Raw genomic sequence first — 22696 nt, 5'->3', positions numbered from 1 at the left:
CTTATTGTGCAATCCTCATTTACAAAAGGCACCCTTAGCTTCTACAATAGACCTATCTGCTGCGCAGGAGGTTCATATGAACATACACAATATCGGATACAATCACAGTCATGACGCGGACTTCATCATCAACAGGCCCCAAGGGTCGGGAGACTATATGCTGTTGCTGCTGAAGACGCCGGCCATCTTCACTTTGAAGGGAGAGAGCCGGGTGACGGGGCCGGACTCCTTCATCCTGTACAGTGAGCATACGCCCCAGTTCTACCGGGCTTACGGGTCACAATTCACCAATGACTGGTTCCATTTCCGGCTGGACAACCTGGGGGATGAAGCGCTGCTGGACCGGCTGGCGATCCCCAGGGATGAAGTGATCCCGATTGGCGATCTGAACGAGCTGTCGATCATCATTAACCATTTGTGCTATGAGGTGTATTCCGAGAACCCGCATAAGGACGAGACGATTGAATTATATCTGCGGCTATTCTTCATTAAGCTCAGCAACCGGATTCATTCGGCCCAGAAGGAAGTCGGCAACACGCACTACAACAAGATGTCCGTCATCCGCACCAAAATCTACAACCAGCCCTTCCTCAACTGGACGATAGATGGACTATCCCACGAGCTGACCATGAGCCGCTCCTGCTTCCAGCATCTGTATAAAGACTACTTCGGCGTAAGCCCAATGGCCGACGTCATCGCCAGCCGGATCGAACATGCCAAATACCTGCTCACCACCACAGACATCTCCGTCAAAAAAATCGCAGAAATGAGCGGCTACGCCAGCGAGATCCACTTCATGCGCCAGTTCAAGCAGCAGTTGGGCCAGACGCCCACCCAGTACAGGGAGCACAAAATAAAGCCAGACCGCTGATAAGCAGTCTGGCTTTATTTTTATTGACAATTCAATTCAGATCAAAGCCATTCCAGAAACTCAAGACGATTCCCAAAAGGGTCGTTTATATAGAAGCGCTTGACGCCTTCATCCGCCCTCGCTTCATCATTCGTGACTTGAATGTCATTCTGCAACAGATGCTCACGTAATTCATTCAAGTGTTGTACATGAAATGCCGGGTGCGCTTTGGTAGCGGGAACAAAATCCCGCTCTACCCCGATATGTACTTGATGCTTCCCGCATTGGAACCATACCCCGCCACGCTTTTGCAGCAGCTCGGGTTTGGGGATCTCCGCCCAGCCTAACAGTCCATTGAAGAATTTCCGGGCCTCAGCTTCACAGCCTTCCGGCGCTGCCAGTTGTACATGATCCAGACCATAATAATTGTAGGTCATCCATCTTCCTCCTTAATAGTTTCATCTAGTGAAACTTAATTTCAAAATATAGTTATATGTTATAGTAATTCACAATATAAATCCATAAAATAACCCCACAAAGTGTAGCTAGAGCTTCGATGATGACTCAGGTACTTTGCGGGGACCCCGAAATATATGTATTATTGGAACAAAATTCCTGCGGCATCGCCATTGTGATCGGTTTTTCGACCTTATCCCGCCCATACGCCCTGTTGCACCGAATGTAGTCGGTTTTTCGACCTTATCCCGCCCACACGCCTCTGTCGCGCCAAATGTAGTCGGTTTTTCGACCACATCCCGCCATCGCACCTATGTCGCGCCAAATGTGATCGGTTTTTCGACCTTATCCCGCCACTGCACCTACGTCGCGCCAAATGTGGTCGGTTTTCCGACCTTATCCGGCCCACACACCTCTGTCGCGCCAAATGTAGTCGGTTTTTCGACCACATCCCGACATCGCACCTCTACCGCACCGAATGTGGTCGGTTTTTCGACCACATTCGGCCCAGAAGACCACGCTCTGTCCATGTGTTCGGTGAAATCAGCGAAGTCATTCCTAATCCACTAAAAAACAGCCCGCCTAAGGCGGACTGCTCTAAACGCGTGTAATAGTTTTTAATTTAAATCTTATACAACGTAACCTCATAGTCCGCGAAAACCTTCCCGATCATCTGCTCCACCACACTCCACTCCCCGTTCGCCAGTCCGCAGCCAATGTTGTACGGGAGAGCGACAGACAGCCCCCTCGCCTGTGCTTCTGCCTTCAGTGTAGTTAACGCTTGCTCCAGCGCAGCATAATCGGTATACCGGATTTTGCTTCTTCCATAGTTAAGCTGGCCGAACAGATTCGCCGTGTACTTCGCGCCCGTCTGCACCAGCTGGCAGTGTCCGAGCAGCTCGTCAGGCGTGTAAGAGTCACAGTATTTTTTATACTCAGGATATAAATTCGGATAACGGTCCCGCAGAATCCTCGCAATCCCCGACCCCATCACCCCCTGACAATTCACCTGATGCCCTAGAATATCTTCCCTGGCTTCTAATAGATCGCCGTTTACGATTTGGATGGTCATGATTCTCTCCTTGTTGTTGTGACTTGGTGTTTGGAATGCTTCTGCTATTCTAAAATGAGTATCCCATGTGGCCATTGATCATTCCTCCTGAGACTAACTATACTCCTGTAGAAAGCACTCTCATAACAGTAGGGTAAGACGAGGGATTACTCCCTCGGACTCCCCGTCAAACCGTGCATGCGGATTTCCCGCACACGGCTTTCCTTCGTCAGTTCCCCATCTTCAGGAGTGAGTTTCCTTCATCCGTCGCCGGATTGCCTATTTCACTCCTGAATTAGGAACGTGTGGTGAGTAAACTCGTTAGAAATACCATTCCCGCTGATTCCAATACCTTGTTTGGGATCAGCCGGTTTGACACCGTAGATTTCTTGTGACGCATAAAGGCTCTCACCCTCATTCGCATCCATTGATCCAGACGTTCGAACTTCTTCTTCACATTTCCTATACCGAAATAATTTCCAAAGCCTCGGACAATTTCATTTAATTTCTTGAGCATTCCGTCCAGGTTGTTTCCTTGTTGCCTGCGGGTCGCGTTTCGCACTTTGTCTTTATATTTCTTCACTTTCGCTTCCGGCAAGGTCACATATTCCCTCTTAAAGTCAAAACCCAGAAAACGAAATCCTTCCTCGAAATCCACCACTTTGGTTTTCTCCGGATGCATCCGTAGATGCAATTCTTCTTCCAGCATCTTCTTTGCCACTAGATATCCTGCCTTTGCCTGCTCCTTGGTCTTGCACAGGATCACCGCATCATCCGCATACCTCACTACGGCAAATCCCTGCTCCTTCATGCCCCAGTCAAACGTATTCAGATAGATGTTCGCCAAGAGCGGCGAGATCACTCCGCCCTGAGGAGAACCGATTTTCGTTTCATGGAACTGATCATCTTCCATGATTCCCGCCGTCAGCCATCCGCGAATGAGCGTCAGCACTTTTCCGTCGGTAATTCTCTCTCGCACCTTCTCCATGAGTCCTTCGTGTGGAATTTCATCGAAGAAAGATACAATATCCAGGTCTACCACATGTTCATATCCGTTTCGTTTGGCTCTCCGAATGGTCCGTATGGCTTGATGCGCCGAGTATCCTGCCCGAAAACCAAAGCTATAATAGTAAAAATCCTCTTCGAAGATAGGCTCAATGATTTGACGGACGGCTTGCTGACAGATTCGATCCCTGACCGTGGGAATGCCTAGCGGTCTTAATTTCCCATTTTCCTTCTCGATGTAATGGCGCCTCACGGGATCTGGAATGTAACGACCCTGCCGCAATAACCTTTGGAGTTCCCTCAGGTTCATGCTTACATTCTTCTCGTACATTAGGATGCTTACGCCGTCCACGCCGCCACTTCCTTGATTCTTCTTCACCGATAACCAGGCTTCGTGCAGGTTGTTTATTTGGTATACTTTATCGATTAAGGAGTAGTAACATCTTTTCGGTTTCATTGGTGTTTCACCACCTTTACCGTTACTCACCAAGCTGGTCTTGTTTTCGCTACAGAGGTTCGATTCCTTGCTTGTTCCATCCCGGCAACTGCGTGTTAGAAAAAAAAAATCTTCAATCGCTCCTGCTGCCTTTGGATGTACTCAGGTCGCCAGTTTGCCTCATCCCCAAGCGCTCTTTCGCTCTCGGCGGGACATACCCTCTCGGTCAAACCCTCGCTGGTTTAAGGCGCTTACGATCTCCACTCACGAACACTCACAGGCTTTGACGAAGCACATTCCCTTCGCCTCTGTCTCTCCTCTTTTGGAGTGAGAGCAGGGTATGCGACACCACTTTTTTTTTTTTTTTTTTTTTTTTGGCTACTTGCCTTTCAAAAAAAAAAACAGGCGCATACTCATCCAGGTTTTCTCCTCCAGTCTGTTACCAGCTTTCATTGGCCTGGACTTCCTCACTACTACGGAACGATCCGCCATCTCGCAGCCCTTCGATTTGGCTTTCCCTTTCGGTTATACCGCCCCTACCTTATCCGCGTTTGCGTCAAGGAGACTACGAGACTTCCCTCAGTCATCTGCATCTTCTGTTCCATCCATCCTGACCCTAATCACGTCGATGAGTCCTACAGGTCATTTCCCTTTGTTTGTTTTCCTGTAGGCTATACGCTTTCTCGTATAGGCTTCCCCGTTTTATGGGCGGGTCGCCCAGCATCGCCGCCACCTCTGGTTCACTGCATTCCGGGCTGGATTTTGCCTGCAGGCCCTTCAGATTCTTCCTCACGGAAGACACCCTGCCCATCCGTCTACCTTCGGTTGACGGATGTCTGCTTCGGCTACGGTACTTTAAAGGGTAAAGTTACCGGGTGGATTTGAACCACCTAGATGATGCGACTGTGAGGCGCACCAAAAAACTGCCGGGAATCTCCCGACAGCCTAAGTACTCTTATATGCACTCTCTCATTCACTTGCTTAGCCGCCCCCTCCCCCATCTACAGCGTAGAATAATAGAGAAGATTAAGGCCGTTATACACGATATGCACCACGACTCCCGGCCAGATGGAGCCTGTCTTGCGGAACAGGTACGCCACCAGAACACCGACCATGAACGCGTCTAACAGGATCACGGTGAATCCATGAACCACGCCGAAAATTGCAGCGCTGCCTACTATTCCGGCCCATGGGCCATAACGGTTCAGTGCATTGGCAATGACGCCGCGGAAGACAAATTCCTCGCTTAGCGGCGTTAGAATGGCCCCGGTGATAAGCAGAATAAACATGGAGAGCGGACCGCCTTGCGCTGCCGTCTGGAAGTCCGCCTGGGTGTTGATCTCGGTAACAAAGTGATAATAGATCCCTTCGATCACAAAACATCCCCCGAACGCGGCAATCCCGATGACAACCGCCATCAGCAGCCATTTCCGCTCCGTCATCCGAAACCCGAAAGCACGTAAATTGCGAATTCGCAAAGCGTAGGCTGCAAACAAAGCCAGGAAGCCAATCAGACCATTGGCTGCACCTCCGATATTAATCCGTAAGATAGCTTGCTCATCAGGAATTTGAAGCATCCAGACCCCAAGGATAACAACGCCGATCATATAGAGGGACAGTGCAGTTAGGATCTCCGGCCAGCCGGGCCGGGTGTGTGGCATTTCAGTTAGGGAAAGGCTGCTCATTGCCAGTCCCCCGATAGTGACCATTTTTTACTCATTCTATTATCCTCCTACTCTTCTCATCGAAGCTCGAATGTGTTGCTCAGACCTATCCTACCAACCCCACCGGAACAGAACTTAAACGAACCGCTGAATTTTCGCTTAATTTTGTGCCCACTGTTTAGGTTCTGTTAAGAAAAATATGCTATTTTGAACAAGGGTGACAAAATGCCAATTCTATCCGATATTAAAATCGCTATCATCGACGACGAACCTTCAATCATCACCATGCTGCAAATGGTGCTTCGCCGTGAAGGTTTTCAACAACTGTATGGGGCTTCCACTTGTGCTGAAGCTATCAGCCTGGTGCAACGCGAGGTCCCCGACATTGTCCTGCTTGACATTATGCTTCCCGACGGCAGCGGGCTGGAGCTCTGCTCCAAGATTCGCGAATACGGGAATCCTTATATCCTGTTCCTGACAGCCAAGGCATCCGATCTCGATATTCTAAAAGGCTTCGCCATGGGCGGGGATGATTATATCACCAAGCCCTTCAACCCCCTGGAGGTAGCCGCAAGAATTCAAGCGCGCATACGCCGGTTGGAGCCGGAAGCTCTGGCGTCTGCTGCTGCGAAGGTTCCCGATGCAGGAATTTACCGGTTCGGCCGCTTCACCGTCAACGAGGCGGAGGGCGAACTGACCGTGGAGGGACAGCCAGTACCTTGCCCAGCCCAAGTCTTTCAGCTCCTGCTGCATTTCTGTAGACATCCCGGCATCGTCTTCTCCAAAACCCAACTCTACGACAAGGTCTGGGGCATCAACGGCCAGGGCGATGATTCGACCGTGATGGTGCATATCCGCCGCATCCGGGAGCGGATCGAACTCGATCCCGGCGACCCGAAGCTGCTGCTTACGGTTCGCGGACTCGGCTATAAGCTGGTGAAGGAGCCTGAGGAACGATGAAAATCCAGCAACGTATGGCTTTCCACTTCACGTATCAGTTGATTTTCTATGCTCTGGCGATTGTGACCATTGCCTTGGCTGCCTGCATCATGTTATTCCAGAACATGACCAGTAATGAGATCCGCCGGAACTTTCCGGTTGGCGTCCTGGAGCAGATTGCCGAAGAAGCTCAGTACAAAGACGGGAAGCTTCATATCTTTTCCCAGTGGAACAAGCTTATTGGGGAGAAAGGGATGTGGTTGCAGGTGGTTAGTGCGGAGGGAGACGTAGTCTACAGCATTAACACAGCGCCCTACCCTGCACTGCCTGCCTCCTACTCCACCGCTCAATTGCTCGATATTCAAGAGACACGGAGACTGGGGGCTTATGCTGTGCAAACGCAACTGAACTTCTCATTCCAGGACCCGCTGCTATATGTACTCGGCTATCCAACCCCTGACCTTGACCAGCTCACGGCGTGGTTCAACACTTACGGACAGCAGGGAATGGTCAGAAGTGCGGCGGTTCCCCGCTTGGAACAGCAGCTTGGAGCGACTGGCAGTTATCTGCAAGTGATTGATTCAGAGAGTAACATCGTACAAGACATTGGCGATCAAAAATATGTAGACAAGGCATACCGGCCGCTCGACATTCTGGCCATCCAGCAGTCCCCAGACAACTATGATGCGGGTATTGTGGCCCACCGGGACGAGCCGAGCGGAATGACCTGGATCGTCCATACGCCCCATGCAGCGGGACTCCCTCTGAAGCATCCTGTATTAGAAAATGTAACGCCGAGACTCATCTGGATTGCAGTGCTGATCCTGATCTTCGCGCTATCGATCTCCATCTGGCATGGCTACCGCTACGGGCGGCCCCTGATTCTGTTCGCAGGCTGGTTCGAACGGATGGGCCAAGGACAATACGACGAGGTGCTGACCGCCAAGGACAAGCGCAAGGTATTCCGCCGCAATGGCACGATGCGAACCCGCAACAGGCTCTATCAGGAAGTTATTCAAGCCTTTTATCAGATGACTCATCAATTGGCTCAAATCGAGAGGGACCGCAAGAGGCTGGAGAAAGAGCAGGCGGAGTGGATGTCAGGAATCTCCCATGATCTGCGTACCCCTCTGGCCACGATTCAAGGCTACGGGTATATGCTGGAGAAGCTGCCTGAGCAATGGAGCCAAGAGGAAATGCGGGTCATGGGTGCGACCATCCGGGAAAAAGGGGATTATATGCTGGAGCTGATCTCCGACTTCTCGCTGATCCACGAGCTTAAGCAGAGCGATTCCATCATGGTCCGCCGGGAGACAGATCTTGCAGAGTTGGTGCGCTGCTCCGTGTTGAAGTATGTCAACGATGCCACCATGTCTGAGTATCTGTTCCAATACACTGGAGAAGAAGATTCCCTGCTCATACAGGCAGATGTCACCTGGTTACAGCGGCTGATGGACAATCTGCTGTCCAATGCCGTCAAGCATAATCCGCCCGGCACCACCATTACCGTCACTCTTACCCGAGTCCATGACAGAGCTTGCATACGGGTACTCGATAATGGAAAAGGAATGGACGAGGAAACACTGCATCATCTATTCAACCGCTACTACCGCGGAACCAATACCGAGGAATCCACAGACGGCTCCGGGCTCGGCATGAGCATCGCCAAGACCATCGTGGAAGCACACGGTGGGACAATCCAGGTCCAATCGACAACCGGGCAAGGCACGGAATTTGAGATTGTTTTGCCGTGCTGAGTAAAAAAGGGTTCCAGTTCTGATGAGCTGGAGCCCTTGTTTCTGTTAAGGCTGAATACTAACCTTTGTCGCGTACCACTTCCCGGATTTCAATTTCAGCGTTAACTGAACAGGTTCTTTGAATGCAAAATTATTATCTTCATATTTCTGAGTCACATATACTTTCGCACCTGCGAAGTAGTGCAGCGGCAATACAAAACCAATATGATGAGAGCCTGAATGATACTCAAAACCGTCAGAAGTCATTCCACGTTCAACAGGATTTATTTTGCTGTATACCGAAGGACTCATGTAGTTCATATCAGCATCCTTCTTCATCGCTTCTTCCAATATGATTTTGGTATCATGCGATATCCATGCCCCAAACGCGATGTAGGTAATGATAAATAGAAGAATGAATGAAAGAAGGAAGTTTCTCTTTTTCATGGGCACCTCCATTAAAAAATATTGATGATGAAAGAATTAGAAAACAATTCCATCGCTCTGTAGAGTATACTACGTGGATTTAACAGTTTATATCTTTTATTGTTGAACACAAAGTACTTTAACAATGAAGGAGATGAGCATGTGGACAGTATCCTAGAGAGCCTGTATCACGGAAACTTGCATCCCGATGAAAATATCATACCCGATGACCCACAGTACTCTATTTTAAGAAAAAGAACATCTGACATCATAGAGATTTGGAAGGAACGGCTTTCAGCGGAAGAATTCGACGAGTTAGAAGCACTGCTAGACTTGTATGGTCAAATCCATGGGATGGAGTTGGCAGCTAGTTTCAAGTATGGATTTCGCTTGGGAGCGGGGATTATGGTGGAGGTTTTGACCGGGGAGGAGGGGCATGCTGGTCGGTTGAGTGCGTTTCCAGACAAAGCTAAGAGTAGTTAACAGGATATTGGCCCCAGAATCCGATGCATTTATAGTCACATTTCCATTATAAAGCCATCCCTGTTTCCTCACACTTTTATATTCATTTAAATCCTGCTTCTCCTTACCAGATCTATGATCCAGCAAAAAATCCAGCCACAGAACATGACTGGGTTTTTATTTTATTGTAATTATTTAATTAATGGGGGCCTTTGGTTGCCACGGGCCACCAATCGGAATCACTTACAACTGTCATTGTAATGTTCCCTTTATAGGATGCTCCTGGACCTCCAATAGAACCAGGCGTCAGTCTGTGACCTACATGAACACCTCTAGGAATTCTATACATACCGTTATCTTCAATGTAAGCGTGTATATCTGCCCCACCTTTGGTGTTATGGTCGGAATCAATATGTGTGTTGAAATCCACTACTACTGTACCATCTGGAGCTTTCAGATCTTCCCCATAGTTTTTTCCACCAGCGCCTGGATCACGATGGAAATCCCAACTTGCAGTTGCTTCGTGAAGCTTACTTTGATCAAAATGAGATTTATCCGGGAAGCCTGGAACTTTATCACTCACTTCAATCAACCTCCTTATTACTTAAATGCAAATGAAGTATTTATTTTAAATTTTGAATTTATTTACAATTTACCGAGGAGTTATTTCAATATAAAACAAATTACATGAAAGACAGCCCGCTTTTCTTGCAAGAAAGCTAATCTAACGTGACAAGCTGCCATAATTCTCATCTGAATTACAAAATTATTCGACTACTACTTTTGTTAACCATGGTGTCCTTGACCGAATCCCGTGTACCTCAATATCCGTTGTGTTACCTTGCCTGACTTTATCCAGATATATAATTTCTATTGTTTGGTGATACTCGTCCTCATGACCAATATTCTCCAAATCCAAAAAGAACATTTGTTTGCATTTAAATCAAAACAAATGTTCTCTAATTAATCCTGATTATATGCGTTATCTCCCATAATTATGTACTTTTAATGTCTTCAATCTCTATATCCCAAATATAAGAATTAATGGTTAGACGAATTACATTTTTCGTCTTAGGATAGTCAAGCAACATGAATACATATTTTTCAATGAAAGGAGAAATGAAACTATCAAGTTGTCGGATACATAAGATGGTTATAGAAATAACTTAGGAAAAACATTATGTGAGGAGATTAATATGAAAAAAATCATTATGTTCTTAACAATATTCATGTGCTTTGTAGCAACTACTGCATTTGCTTCTCCATCAATTACTGGTTTACAGTTTGATGGAACAATATACAGTGGCACCACTACTGTTCGCAATTACGACACTAATGAACTCATTGCATCTGAGCCTATTAATGCAAGTTTAATCAAGCTACAAGGTGCAGGAGGATCATACACTGGTAGCGACGGTTCTCCTAATGTAGTTAATGTAAGTATTATTACTGATTCTGGGACTTATCATATAGGTACCGTGGGCTACAATAATGTAATATCAGTGGGTTCGTATCAAAATATTAATAAAATAATATTAACTGGTACTAATAGAGCAAGTTCTGTTAATGTCTTCATAACTATAACGTCGGCGGAAACATCGACGCCAACGCCTATGCCAACGGCCTCACCGACACCAACACCAACGGTTTCACCAGAGCCTACACCAAACCCTACTCCAACACCAGCATTGAAACCAACTCTTGATGTAAATATTGCTCCAGAAAAAATCGGTCTAGGCAAGGAGTTCACGGCAGATATATCACTAAAAAACGTGAAGGATATTTATGCTGAAGACTTTGAAGTGAAGTATGACAAGGAGCACTTACAATATCTCGGGTTTGAAGAGGTAACCGGCTTTAAGGTATACAATAAACCCGTTGATCAAAACGGTACTGTACGCATTATTGTAGCCAGTCAGGGTGAAGAATACGGCATCAACAAAGACACGGTTATCGTGAAGCTCAAATTCAAGGCCAAAGCCAAGGGGACAGCCGTTGTCGATGCAACCAAAGCAAGGATTGCAGATACTGAAGATGAGTATGACTTGGAGAAAGATAACTGCCTGGAAGATAGTGTCATCATCGAGGCAACGGACGTCAACAAGTCAGGTACGTACACTCTTGTTGACCTTGCGATCGATGCCAGATACTTCAAGTATTTCGCCCCTGATGTTGATCCGATAAAGTATAATACTCAGCAAGCCGGTGATGAATATGTTAATGATGATGACCTGCTATTTATTGTTGATCAGCTTTTAAACAATCCGGATTACTTACCTAATACCTAAAGAACGCTAACAAAATGTATATGAGGGGTGTAATAATTGAGAAAGTTAAAACTATTGTTAGCTTTAGTGTTAATGTTTGCTGCTTTGCCTGTACAAGGTGCTTTTGCAAGTGTTGGTCCAGGTACGGTATATATTGATTTTGGTATTAATGGACAAGATATAGCTAATTTTAAATTCACCGGTACAGGTACTGGAACAGATCTTAAATTTTTTGATATTAATGGGAAGCTATTTTTCGGTACTCCAGTGGGTTCGCCTGTGCCTTTAAGTGGTAGTTTTATAAATGCGCATTCGATATATGTTATGCGATACATGCAAGTAACACTTAATGCGGAAGCTACTCTGACAAATGTGTCGTGGACTAGCTCAACAGGAAGTACTGGAAACACTACGAACATTTCGACTACCAACCCCTTTCTAGACCCATCGCCGACACCAACGGCAACACCAACAGCTACGCCTGAACCAACAGTTTCTCCTACACCTAGTCCTTCACCGACAGCTACCCCGGAGCCTACAGCAACAGTAACACCAACGCCTTCAGCAACGCCGGTGCCGACTGCAACGCCAAAGCCAACTGCGACACCAAAACAACCATCAAGTGACCGAGCGATGCTTACAGTTACGTTTATCAACGGCACCGAAAAGGAATACGACCTTCCAATCGCTGAAGTTGAAGCATTCGTAAACTGGTATGATACCCGTGATGCAGGCAGAGGCCCAGGCTCGTTTGCAATTGATAAGCACACGAATAACAAAGGCCCTTTCAAAAAACGTAAAGATTATGTAGTCTTCGACAAAATCCTAACCTTTGAAGTAAGCGAGTATACAACACCTGAATAATCCTTACCAGCACTTACCTCCTCAATCCAAAGTAGCCAAGAGCTATAGTTGGATTGAGGAGTTTTTTTGTTTGTACTCACCATTTTATGATTATCATAAAGATATCTATGTTTGGAGGTTGATAATATGTGTGGACGCTTTACTGTAACTGTCACCCTGGAGAACTGATCGCATATTACCTAATAGACGACAAGGTCGGCAGCAAGATGATTAATGTTCGAGCTGAGACCGTTGCGCAGAAGCCTGCTTTCAAACGTTTGTTGAAGTCCAAGCGATGCATCATACCAGAGGATGGATTCTACGAGTGGACAAAGGACCGTTCCACCAAACAGCCCTACCGAATTTTAATGAGTGATGGCAACATATTCTCCTTCGCCGGATTGTATGACACATGGGAAGATCCGAAAGGCAAGAAAATCAGCACATGTACCATCATCACCACAACCCAAAACAGTTTAATTGCTGATATACATGACCGTATGCCAGTGATCCTCCGGTCGGAGGATGAAGCCGATTGGCTGGAGAGAGATAATGACGATATCGAATCCTTATTAAAGCTGCTGAGGCCATATGATGCCTAAAAAATACGGGTTTATAAAGTCCCTTCGGCTGAAGGTAATGTGCGAAATAACTCTGAAGAATTACTTGAGGATATCGGATAAAAACAAGCCCGCCGGGCATGTGCCTGACGGGTTATTTTAATTAGTCTCTGAATTCAAATCAATCTCGTCTGAACCAGCTTCCGGCGATCTTAAGCAGGGTATTATATAAGCAATAAAGTAATGTCTCTTAGGTTCTATTCAATTTTTTCAGCAAACTCAGTAACTTGCAAACTCCCGTAAATACCAATTCGTTTAATTTGGTAATTCCCTTCAGAATCATTAGTACTAATATATTTGCCATTATCAGTTGTAACCGCATATAAGTAGCCAGTATTTTTTATGGTATCAATAACATTTGAATTGTACCCACCTACTGGATATGCCATTACGTTGACAGGCTTATTCGTTATCGAAAATATTTTTTGTGCTGATGTCGTATACTCCAGACCTTCATCTACATCTGTTCTTCGAAGATCGATATGGTTGTAAGTATGACTTTGAAAAGAAATAATCCCGCTATCACTCATATTTTTCATTTGACTAACAGATAAATAATTAACATTTGGATTATCAATATACGAGCCAATCATAAAAATTGTAGCTTTTGGATTGAAAAAACTCGTTTGCATTCCTTGTAATATTTGATATGCCTGCATATTATTTGCGTAACCATCATCAAGCGTTATAATGATTGGCTTCTCATAATTTTTATAGTTAGCAATTTGATCAAAAGTTAACATGGTATATCCATTATCTTTAAGGTACTGCATCTGTTGTTCGAAATACGTGGCCGATACAGCTCCAGTACTGGGATCACCAATTTCATGGTACATCAAGACAGGAACCTGTTTTGCAAACATATTAATCTTAACTTGACCAAGTAAAAATTGAAGTTCCATCCACTAACTCACCATAAACAATTACATGATAAATTCCATCTCGATTGCTGAAGTCTGAAATATTGACCGTTGAATTCCAACGATTATTTACATTATCATATGTCATATCGTACCACTTAGAGTTATCTATTCCATCATCATCTTTCCAAACAGCAAAATAAGCGCTTGTTAAATTAGGGTTAATCTTATACGCATATACAGGAAATGAATCCCCATTAATAGTTTCGTTGCTAGAAGTTGCAGGGTTTACATTAACTTTCGTATTTGAAATGAGATTGTTTGATCCATCTTCATTAGTCTTAAATATATTAATTTGATATTGACCCATTTTATAATCAAAATTTTGTATATCAATATTATCTACATACTGACCACTGGAATCTTTTGTAATCCTAAACCATTTCGCTATATTTATTCCATCTTCAGTTCTCCAGACAGCATAAAATACCCCTTGATTTGGGAAATTTCTTGCATATAGGTCGAAATTATATTTATATGTATTTGTTTCACTAGTCCTGACATCTAAATAATTAACCTTAAGCTCGCCGAGAAAGTACTCTGCTTTCACGCTCGTTTGTCCTGGATAATTCGCGATTCCATTTTGATAAACAGTTATTGTGTATTCACCTGTGGCGCTAGAAAAATCGTTAAAATATACTTTTGAAGACCAGCGATACACATTACTACTATCTTTTTGTATTGAGTACCACTTTGCCGAATTTGACCCTTCTGAGGTTTTATAAACAGCAAAATAAGGACCAGTATCAATAGAATTATCCGCTTTATGTAATGGGATATTATGTATATGTAAGCAAGGAAAATTTTCCTTAATGTAAAAAATACCCTGCCATTACTGACAGGGTTAAATATGAGAAAAGTTATTCTACTGAATACTCATCCACACTGAACGTAAGTATCTTATCAAAGATCACATATTCTTTACGGGCGCTAAATGGCCCCTTATTATTGTTATGTTTGTTGATTGCATACTTAGCTGGCCCTGTTCCAGAATCTCTTGCATCAAACCAATTCAAGAAAGCACTGAGTTCTTCCGCCGAAAGATCATATTCTTTATCAAGACCAGTTGTTAGTGTAATAGTAAGTATAGCACGTTCTCCTGAAGGTTCTGGATCGGGCTCAGTAACCTTTTGCGGGGTGGCTGATGCTTCATTTGAATTCAAGCTTTCATTATTTCCATCCTTCGCTGTTACTACGTAATAATAGGTCATACCATTGACAACAGTATTATCCGTGTATGAGTCACCTGTAACATTGGGAGCGATTGAAATGTATGGTCCTCCTGTATCGGTAGAACGCTTTACATTGTAACCAGTTGCACCTGTAACAGGTGACCAGGTGAGATCAACCATCTTATTTTTTCCTACTGCAACTAGATCTAATGGAGCCTCTTGTTTAGAGCCGATTAACTCCATCTCACCTACCATAATACAATAGCTGTTATTTCCAATATTATTGATCAATTGGACTCTCCAATATCTGAAACTACCAGTAGGTTTCCATACAAATTCTTGAATAGTATCAATTCCTATTGCGGTACCTGAGTATTGTGTTTCCCAGTTCGAATTATCATTTGAGGCTTGCACAACAAAATCCTTCAAATCATATGCGTATTCGTATGATATATCAGCCTTATACTTCAACTTTGAAATGGATTGTTCCTTACCGAAATCAACAGCTATCCATTCGTTTTTTATCGTATTAGTAGAGAATCCAGCATTATTTTCGATCCAAACATTATCAAATGCTTTCTCAGGGCCAAAGTTTCGGGTATCGCCGGGTCTATTCCAAACACTACTTGCCGAAAACGCAGAAGTTGGTAATCCATCTGTTAAATCCACTTCTCCAGAAGCATCAGCAAACGCATGGTTTTGAAATACAAACATTGACAGCACTAAAGTAAGAGAAATTACCATCTTAATCATTACACTTTTCCAACATTTCAAAAAATCCATCTCCTTTAATATGTATGCATCAAGCCTACACCATATAAAGGCGAACAAACAGTCTGTTTCTCCACAGAGATTTAAAATACACTTAAGAGTTATTGAGGTAAAATGTGGAATAGATCAAGATGTTAGCCACCAAGAATACACGAAATTGGGACATTGGTGAATTTGAAAGGAGTTTATGATGGCAGTGACACCAGAACTAAAGGATGTTCATGTTTTTGCTGAAGGAGATGTGACCGGAGATTTTTGCGTATCCTTAGTTTTAGATATTGGTCCTTCAGATTTAACTGGCTCTGATCAATTCTATGCTACAGTTGGAACTGCTCAAGGGATCGCGGATTTTCTTAGTACCAGACCATTTATAATTTGTCGAGGGTTTGTGGTATTTCCTAAATTCAACTTAGAAGCTATAAAGGAAGTTATTCAAGTTAGTATTTCAAAATGTGCTGAGGATGACTGGGAACAAACTGCATTGTCGATTAACAGACTTTTTCCTTGGGAATATGATGAGATGAAGGATTACAAACTCTTTTCATAAAAGAAAAGTACCCGTGTGCACTTTGTATTTAGTGTTCATTGTAAGATACATAGTAATATCCTTATTATTCTGATAGACTATTTTTGCTAATTATTATCAGAATAAGGGGCTGTTCATAATGATGTTATTTATTTGGGGATTTATTGTAGTGCTCATTATCGGTATTATTTTTGGAGCAAAAAAAGGAATTAAACAAGGGAATGAGCTAAAAGAACAAACCAAAAGTATCGGAGCGTTACAGGGGGTATTCGCATCACATGTGGAGGGACTTGGCATTGGAAGTGTCGAGTGCAAAATTTTTAGATTTTCTGATCGTGTGCTTATTGATTCAAGCAGACAAAGATTTGAAATATATCTGGCACAATTCAGAGCCGCTGAAGTTAAAAGTATGCAAGAATTGATCGATAAAAGCAAAAGCGTTGTGGGTCGTGCAATGATTGGAACGCTTCTTGTACCTGGGTTAGGAACAATTGTAGGTGGAATGTCCGGAATAGGAAATAAAAAGAAAACTAGTCACTATATGATATTTAACTTTATAGATGCTCATGGTGAGTTGTCAGCTGTAACTTTTCAAGACACTTTTGCATTTGGTATGAAGGACTTCTGCCAAGGCTTAAATCATTCTCTGCCGACCGGCGAGTCCAGTGTCGTAAGACTGTAACCCATAGCCCGCTGACCAGTTAAGGTTGACGGGCTTCGGCCTAGCTTTCGGACTGATCGCCCGGCTCTTTTAAATCTTGCAATACTGCAATAACACACTTCTTTCAATCCACCACCAACAACCGCGGCGACGCACTTTGAATAGACTTGGAAGCTGCCCAGCTGCCCAGACCTGCGGCGATGATACTTAGAGGGATCATCGAGGCGATGCCTCCACCGTTCATGATTAGCGGAACTTTAACAATCCCGTAGTCGGCCAGGATCACGTTAAGCAGCGGCGGGAGACCTAATAAACCTAGAGGAATCCCTACCAGCGCACCGATCCCCGATACGACCAGGATGCCGGTGGTTTCCGACAGTCGGATCTGGCGGGAGGTCATGCCGATGGACTTGTAAATGCCGTAGGTACGGCTCTCTTTCTTCATGTTAATCCGGCAGATGCTGTAGATGATCACGAACGTAATGACGATAAACATCAGCGCCATAACGGACATTGGCAGAACGATGATTTTGATCGCCTGCGAGAATACCTCATCCACTAACGAAGCCTGACTGGCGATCCCAAGTACACTTCCATACCGCTCTTGCAATTCATTTACGAATGAATCAACTGGAGTGCCCGCATTCAGATTAATAAAGGTTGTGCTCATCGCACTTCCATAGCCCGGATTACTAGTTCTGATGACGTCGGCGGTAATCCGCCCTGAATTGGACATGTTCGCGATCGCCTGGTAGATTCCGGTGACGGTCAGCGTATGTTTTGCCCCTTCAATATAAATGTCCAGTGAATCCCCTGCTTGAATGCCCAGCGTTCTTGCCACATTTACCCCAACCGAGATTTCATTGGCAGACACAGGGTTATGGCCGTTCACATTCTCATAGCCTATTTCGTCATAGTTCCCATCCGCGACCGTCAGTAAGATTCCCATCGTATCCTGTTTCACGGCAGCCCCGTTCTTCGGAGGAATTGGCACCACCGCATTGGCATCCCCGTACCGCGAGTAATTGTTAACCCTTGGGTCGGAGAGAACTTCTTCCTGAAGCTGTGCAAAAGTCATTTTAGCCGGGTTATCGATTCTGATGGACAGATCGGCCGAATCATACCCCCATTTGGCAATGGTTCCATGGATAGAAGCAATGCTGTATACGAACAGGAACCCGAAGACGAGTACAGCGGTGGACAACGCCGAGATCAGCACAATCAGCAGCGAACCCCGGATATTCTTGGTGACACTTCTTAGCCCGATAATCATTGAAGTCGGAAGAGCGCCCAGTTGCAGGAGCTTTCTTTTCCATGTTCCAGTTCCTCCTGATTGGTGGGAGTACTCCTTCTCGGACATGCCGTAACGAACGGCTTGGGCAGGCTCCACATGACGCGCCTTATTTGCGAACAGCAGGGCCGAGAGGAGAATAACCACAACGACAGCCGCGCCAGTCCACAGACCTGTACCTGAAAATACATCGTTCATCCCTAATGAACCTGTGTTGAGATAAGCCATAGAACCCGCAACAATGGTGCCGGAGAGGATATTGCTGACCAGCATCCCCGGGATGACCGAGACGAGCGCCAGGAAGGTATATTGCGCAACATAAGCCATAATGACTTTACGGGAGGATAATCCGACAGATTTGATAATCCCGATCGTTCTGTAGTTAGAGAGAATGGCATCGGCAATCGTGAATCCCAAGGTGTATAAGGCCACACAGACCATGACGGCAGCCAGAAAAATCATCACGAAGCTGATCACCTGATTCGCAATCATATAATAGGAAGACAAGCTCTCGAAGTCTTTAACGGACTCCAGATAAGGGGTCCCCAGATACTGTTCGAATCTATCCCAGTAGGCCCTATGTTGGCTGTAATCCTCGAACCTTAGTCCGGTCATATACTTATCTCCGCCAGGCAGCAGGGTCATATGTTTGTTATAATCCTCAGGATTCAGCCAGATTCTCCCGCTCGTCGCAAATGGCGAACAGTAAGAGATATCCACAACGACGCCCGCAACCTTTAGCTGAATGACCCCTTCATCCGTCTTGAATTCAACTGAATCGCCCACATGAATATCATTGGGATAAGCCAGCGAGGTGGGAATCCAGACAGTTCCTGCTTCCGGTGAGCTCTGTTCTGCTCCTTCGACGAACTGCAGCCGGTCCACGGGAAAAGGCCCTTCGGGCGCATCCATCATGAACAAGTCCACATTCGGGATCTCTTCTCCAGCGTGCGACATACTGGACAGATAGCGGTAGCGCATCAGATCGGAGACCGTTACCCCTGACTGCTCCTCCCACCATGTATGTACCTGAACCGGATCATGGATGCCATTCTCCAGCTGCAATATTTGATGCACGCCACGGGACTGGTCATGCATACTCTCATACATCCGGTTGGTGTTGTTCAGAACGGATACGGCGGTCGAGAGGAGCAGGGCTGCCAGCATGATGATGATCGCAATGAAGCTGTTTTGCACTTTTTTATGCTTCAGGTTCGTCCAGCATAGTTTCCATACCGCATACATCCGCTACCTCTCCTCCCCTGACATGAACATGAAAATTTGGTTTTCTCTCGCTTTCAACTGATCCGGTGCATATTTGCCTAGCTCCAGAATTCCGTCGATTATGCCGTCTTTGACCAGGATTAACCGGTCCGCTCTGCACGCAGCCTGGATATCATGCGTCACCATAACGATCGATTGATCATTCTGGTTCATCTCCGTCAACAGATCCAGAATCACTGCGCCCTGCTCCTGGCTTAATGCCCCTGTAGGCTCGTCCGCAAAAATCACCTCCGGCGAATTGATGAGCGCCCTGGCAATCGCCGCTCTCTGCTGTTGTCCTCCAGATACCTGGGACGGCAGGCGTCCGGCTTGTGCCCCGATCCCCATCTGGTGCAGCAGGCTTAATGCCTGCTCGTTCACCCCGCTTTTGCTGCGGCCAGCCACGTACCCCGGGAAAGCTACATTCTCCAGCAAAGTGAAATCAGGAACCAGATTGATCGATTGATACACATAGCCGATTTTGTTGGACCGGAAATCCGTAAGCTCTTTCTCTGTGTATGCATCGATTCGCTGTCCCTTGAACATCACTTCTCCGGAAGTAATCCCGTCCAGACCGCTGAGGAGGTAGAGCAGCGTAGACTTCCCCGAGCCCGAACTGCCCATAATCACCGTAAAGTCACCTTGGTATACTTCAAGATTAATGCTTTTGGCTGCGAGAAATTGTTCATTGCCTGAGGAGTATACTTTGCATAAATCAACAGTCTTGATTAGAACCTCTTTGCTAGGATTTTTGGTTATCACCCAAGGCCGCCTCCTAAAATCATCCTATTCTTCTTCCTGACCTTCGCCTTATTGCTGTTACTGTTCGATCTTAAGATTACCAGTGTCTGAAATCAGCTTGACGAGTGGCCCGCCCTCACCGATATAACCATCCTTATAACCCGGCAGCGTCACCTGTACGGTTCCAGAATCCGCAGAGAATTGAGTGCGGAGTGCCTTAGGCGCTTCAACTGTCTGGATAGTGATATCTCCAGTATCTGAGGTAGCATGGATATCTTGACGGATGCGCTCAAGCGAGGCCGTGATTTCACCAGTATCCGTCTCCGCATGAATGATCCCCTCCTCTATATCCAGCTTGATAGAACCCGTGTCGCTTATCGCCCGATATTCCTTTGCCAGGATGGGGCCTATGTCAATATTTCCGGTGTCTGTCACAACCTTCAACTGCTCTAGTTGGATCTCAGGAATCCCTACCGTGAGCTTAAGGTCCGTATAGATGTCAAAAAAGCGGAACTGGTTATCCTGAACAACCTTAATGCTGGTTTGTCCCCCATCCTGAGTGATGTCCAGCTTGTAATCCTTCATTAATGCCTTTGTCGTCTTTCCACCCAAGGTAGCCTTGATTTCATCTCCCTGAATGGGAACCACATCAATTGTCCCCGTCTCTGTTTGAATAAGAACGCTGGTGGTCTGGTCCATCCGGACAGGTTGTTCAATCGATAGCTCATACACATTGAAGGGTGAATTGCCTAACAGATACAGTACTACATTCCCTATGACTCCGGCAGAAATCAGGAGCAGGGCAAGTCTGGTTAGGTTCCGGGATCTATGCTTCAAAAGAGGTCACATCCTTTTTGATGACTGTCAGATTATATTTCAGGTACCGGATCACAAGATGGTAATACAGCCGGGTGAGCTTGAATGTTCCAATGGCAACTAGCAGTCCCCCGCCAACCATGCCCAGCATCAGAAATATGCTATTGATAGACAGCGTAACTGACTGATACTGAAGAATTAAAAGAATCGGAGAAATAAGCAAGCAAATGGCAAAGACGAATACTCCGGCAATCACAGTTAGTGAGGTGACAAAGGGCAGCAGAACAATAAATAAGTTGAATAATCCTAAGCTTACCGTGCCCATAACCGCTTTCGTTACACTTAAGAGCGTTGGGAATTTGTCCGCTTTTTCAATCTGTGACTGGGTCAGTAATTCACGGGCGATCAACCGGGGATGGCCCAGCTTGGAGATCACCTCTGCTTCCGACCGCCCGCTTAATTGGGCACACTCGAAATGCTCCCTGAATTCCCCCATAAGTTCAGCACACTCCTCAGGAGGAAGCAGCTTCAGATACCGTGCCAACTCACCCAGATAGGCCTCTTTATTCACTCCGATCCACCCCCAATAATCTCCTGCACTCCTATGGCAAAAGCATTCCACTCCTCAATCATCCCGCTCATGACTCTCCTTCCCTCATCGGTAATCTTATAGTACTTCCGGGGCGGCCCCTCACCCGATTCAGATAAATAGGTGGAAAATAACCCTTCCGCAGCCAGTCTTCTTAATAACGGATAGATGGTGCCCTCGGCTATGGCGAATTTGTGCGAGATCTGTTCCACCAGCTCATATCCGTAACGGTCTTTCTGTGAGGTTAAAACAAGAACACAAAGCTCCAGCACACCCTTCTTGAACTGAACATTCATTACTCATCACCACGCTTTATTTAGTACTGTGCAATACACAGTAGTTACTAATACAAAGATTACCATCTGCTACTGTTTAATGCAAGGTAGCTGGAGGTAATAGTTATGATTGCGTTCATATCTATTCTCATCATTTATCTCTCGTTACAATTAGGCTTAATTCATTATGAATTTTTTAAGCTATGGGCATATGCCGTGATGGATATAGGTTATAGTCCATAGACTGTTGACGAGATAGTATTTGAGGAGGTTACCCCATGGAAACGAATTATCAACAAGTTGCCTGGAATTGTATGAATAAATATGTTGGTATGACTACAAGCGATGGTCAGTCTCACGACGGGTTTGTTGCTCATATCGATCAGAACTACGTTACACTTGCCATTCCCACCAATGAAATGATGGGCCAGATGAACGGAGTGCCCGCTAACGCAACAACCTACAGACAATTCGGATACTATCCGGGTTTCTACCCGCGCCGCCGCTTTTATCCAAGACCGATCCCCTTTGGTGCCATTACAGCTTTGTACTTGCTTCCATTTTTCATTTAATAATGATTAGGGAATTCGTTATTGCATGGGCATCCGCCCAGTTCTTTATGTGGGCATTAGCATAGGATGATGTATAACCATTCGGGAGGTAACAAAGTGCTGAATAATCAAATGTATCCCATGCAGCAACAAATGCCGCAAGCCATCATGGTCTATCCTATTGATCCCTACGTAGTCGAAACCTTAATGTCTGTAAAAGGTAAACAGGTAGTGCTCGAAACCACTCGCGGAGGGATTAGCGGCTGCTTAGTGGAAGTTAAGCCAGACCACGTTGTATTGGATACCAGGGGCCGGAAGTTTTTCGTACGAATCTGCGAGATTGTCTGGATCATGCCAGAATAGAT

At 45.4% G+C, this 22696-nt stretch carries 25 protein-coding genes; 11 read left to right on the top strand and 14 right to left on the bottom strand.

What is annotated here, in order from left to right:
* Positions 1–76: 76 nt before the first annotated feature.
* Entirely contained in the window at positions 77–871 is a 795-nt protein-coding gene (locus tag NSS64_RS05440) for a helix-turn-helix transcriptional regulator (protein ID WP_341139450.1), read from the top strand.
* Between the two features lie 41 nt (positions 872–912).
* Here the strand turns inward: NSS64_RS05440 and NSS64_RS05435 are convergent, their stop codons facing one another.
* The 4 genes from NSS64_RS05435 to NSS64_RS05420 form a co-directional block, all read right to left on the bottom strand.
* Positions 913–1287, bottom strand: coding sequence for a VOC family protein (locus tag NSS64_RS05435; protein WP_341139449.1), 375 nt, complete (start codon positions 1285–1287; stop codon positions 913–915).
* Between the two features lie 641 nt (positions 1288–1928).
* Positions 1929–2378 (bottom strand): macro domain-containing protein, encoded by a 450-nt coding sequence (locus NSS64_RS05430; RefSeq protein ID WP_341139448.1) that lies wholly within the window; start codon positions 2376–2378, stop codon positions 1929–1931.
* Between the two features lie 274 nt (positions 2379–2652).
* Positions 2653–3819: a group II intron reverse transcriptase/maturase gene (gene ltrA, locus NSS64_RS05425; protein ID WP_341139447.1), complete on the bottom strand. Its 1167-nt coding sequence runs from the start codon at positions 3817–3819 to the stop codon at positions 2653–2655.
* Positions 3820–4799: 980 nt separating this feature from the next.
* On the bottom strand, positions 4800–5483 hold the full coding sequence (locus NSS64_RS05420) for a CPBP family intramembrane glutamic endopeptidase (protein ID WP_341139446.1): 684 nt from the start codon (positions 5481–5483) through the stop codon (positions 4800–4802).
* Between the two features lie 204 nt (positions 5484–5687).
* Here NSS64_RS05420 and NSS64_RS05415 point away from each other — a divergent pair, with 204 nt between their 5' ends.
* Positions 5688–6422, top strand: a complete 735-nt coding sequence (locus tag NSS64_RS05415; RefSeq protein WP_341139445.1) for a response regulator transcription factor — start codon at positions 5688–5690, stop codon at positions 6420–6422.
* The gene (locus tag NSS64_RS05410) at positions 6419–8158 is read left to right on the top strand and encodes a sensor histidine kinase (RefSeq protein WP_341139444.1); all 1740 of its coding nucleotides are present in this window, start codon (positions 6419–6421) and stop codon (positions 8156–8158) included. The genes NSS64_RS05415 and NSS64_RS05410 overlap by 4 nt, the downstream gene beginning before the upstream one ends.
* 45 nt (positions 8159–8203) lie before the next feature.
* On the opposite strand, the gene NSS64_RS05405 is transcribed toward NSS64_RS05410, so the two are convergent.
* The gene (locus tag NSS64_RS05405; protein WP_341139443.1) at positions 8204–8584 is read right to left on the bottom strand and encodes a hypothetical protein; all 381 of its coding nucleotides are present in this window, start codon (positions 8582–8584) and stop codon (positions 8204–8206) included.
* Positions 8585–8725: 141 nt separating this feature from the next.
* Here NSS64_RS05405 and NSS64_RS05400 point away from each other — a divergent pair, with 141 nt between their 5' ends.
* Entirely contained in the window at positions 8726–9046 is a 321-nt protein-coding gene (locus NSS64_RS05400; protein ID WP_341139442.1) for a DUF6809 family protein, read from the top strand.
* Positions 9047–9224: 178 nt separating this feature from the next.
* Here NSS64_RS05400 and NSS64_RS05395 read toward each other — a convergent pair whose 3' ends face one another.
* Positions 9225–9608: a hypothetical protein gene (locus NSS64_RS05395; RefSeq protein WP_341139441.1), complete on the bottom strand. Its 384-nt coding sequence runs from the start codon at positions 9606–9608 to the stop codon at positions 9225–9227.
* 613 nt (positions 9609–10221) lie between these two features.
* On the opposite strand from NSS64_RS05395, the gene NSS64_RS05390 reads away from it, so the two are divergent.
* From NSS64_RS05390 to NSS64_RS05380, 3 genes are all read left to right on the top strand, one after another.
* A complete protein-coding gene (locus tag NSS64_RS05390; protein ID WP_341139440.1) occupies positions 10222–11313 on the top strand; it encodes a cohesin domain-containing protein in 1092 nt (363 codons plus the stop codon).
* Positions 11314–11349: 36 nt separating this feature from the next.
* Complete coding sequence (locus NSS64_RS05385; protein WP_341139439.1) at positions 11350–12156, top strand: hypothetical protein; 807 nt, start codon at positions 11350–11352, stop codon at positions 12154–12156.
* Between the two features lie 128 nt (positions 12157–12284).
* Positions 12285–12737, top strand: coding sequence for an SOS response-associated peptidase (locus tag NSS64_RS05380; protein WP_341139438.1), 453 nt, complete (start codon positions 12285–12287; stop codon positions 12735–12737).
* Between the two features lie 215 nt (positions 12738–12952).
* Here the strand turns inward: NSS64_RS05380 and NSS64_RS05375 are convergent, their stop codons facing one another.
* From NSS64_RS05375 to NSS64_RS05365, 3 genes are all read right to left on the bottom strand, one after another.
* Positions 12953–13657: a polysaccharide deacetylase family protein gene (locus tag NSS64_RS05375; protein WP_341139437.1), complete on the bottom strand. Its 705-nt coding sequence runs from the start codon at positions 13655–13657 to the stop codon at positions 12953–12955.
* A complete protein-coding gene (locus NSS64_RS05370) occupies positions 13626–14336 on the bottom strand; it encodes a GBS Bsp-like repeat-containing protein (RefSeq protein WP_341139436.1) in 711 nt (236 codons plus the stop codon). Before NSS64_RS05370 ends, NSS64_RS05375 begins: the two co-directional genes overlap by 32 nt.
* 199 nt (positions 14337–14535) lie before the next feature.
* Positions 14536–15600 carry a discoidin domain-containing protein gene (locus NSS64_RS05365; protein ID WP_341139435.1) on the bottom strand — a complete coding sequence of 355 codons (1065 nt, stop codon included), beginning with the start codon at positions 15598–15600 and terminating at the stop codon, positions 14536–14538.
* 205 nt (positions 15601–15805) lie between these two features.
* On the opposite strand from NSS64_RS05365, the gene NSS64_RS05360 reads away from it, so the two are divergent.
* Together NSS64_RS05360 and NSS64_RS05355 are read left to right on the top strand one after the other, a co-directional pair.
* Positions 15806–16165: an Imm8 family immunity protein gene (locus NSS64_RS05360; protein ID WP_341139434.1), complete on the top strand. Its 360-nt coding sequence runs from the start codon at positions 15806–15808 to the stop codon at positions 16163–16165.
* Positions 16166–16283: 118 nt separating this feature from the next.
* On the top strand, positions 16284–16826 hold the full coding sequence (locus tag NSS64_RS05355; RefSeq protein WP_341139433.1) for a hypothetical protein: 543 nt from the start codon (positions 16284–16286) through the stop codon (positions 16824–16826).
* 103 nt (positions 16827–16929) lie between these two features.
* Here the strand turns inward: NSS64_RS05355 and NSS64_RS05350 are convergent, their stop codons facing one another.
* From NSS64_RS05350 to NSS64_RS05330, 5 genes are read right to left on the bottom strand one after another with little or no spacing between them, the layout of a single operon-like run.
* On the bottom strand, positions 16930–19341 hold the full coding sequence (locus tag NSS64_RS05350) for an FtsX-like permease family protein (protein WP_341139432.1): 2412 nt from the start codon (positions 19339–19341) through the stop codon (positions 16930–16932).
* Between the two features lie 3 nt (positions 19342–19344).
* A complete protein-coding gene (locus NSS64_RS05345) occupies positions 19345–20121 on the bottom strand; it encodes an ABC transporter ATP-binding protein (RefSeq protein WP_341139431.1) in 777 nt (258 codons plus the stop codon).
* Between the two features lie 57 nt (positions 20122–20178).
* Positions 20179–20937 carry a DUF4097 family beta strand repeat-containing protein gene (locus NSS64_RS05340; protein WP_341139430.1) on the bottom strand — a complete coding sequence of 253 codons (759 nt, stop codon included), beginning with the start codon at positions 20935–20937 and terminating at the stop codon, positions 20179–20181.
* Entirely contained in the window at positions 20927–21487 is a 561-nt protein-coding gene (locus NSS64_RS05335; protein WP_076076115.1) for an HAAS signaling domain-containing protein, read from the bottom strand. The genes NSS64_RS05340 and NSS64_RS05335 overlap by 11 nt, the downstream gene beginning before the upstream one ends.
* Complete coding sequence (locus NSS64_RS05330) at positions 21484–21801, bottom strand: PadR family transcriptional regulator (RefSeq protein WP_076076112.1); 318 nt, start codon at positions 21799–21801, stop codon at positions 21484–21486. Before NSS64_RS05330 ends, NSS64_RS05335 begins: the two co-directional genes overlap by 4 nt.
* 257 nt (positions 21802–22058) lie before the next feature.
* Here NSS64_RS05330 and NSS64_RS05325 point away from each other — a divergent pair, with 257 nt between their 5' ends.
* Entirely contained in the window at positions 22059–22352 is a 294-nt protein-coding gene (locus NSS64_RS05325; protein WP_341139429.1) for a phosphatidylinositol kinase, read from the top strand.
* Positions 22353–22448: 96 nt separating this feature from the next.
* Positions 22449–22694, top strand: a complete 246-nt coding sequence (locus NSS64_RS05320) for a YuzF family protein (RefSeq protein ID WP_405115755.1) — start codon at positions 22449–22451, stop codon at positions 22692–22694.
* Positions 22695–22696: the final 2 nt, after the last annotated feature.

This window comes from Paenibacillus sp. FSL H8-0122 (assembly GCF_038005345.1).
In the GTDB taxonomy this organism is placed as follows: Bacteria; Bacillota; Bacilli; order Paenibacillales; family Paenibacillaceae; genus Paenibacillus_AQ.
Note: the sequence above shows the minus strand (reverse complement) of the source record. Positions and strands in the feature narration are given on the sequence as shown.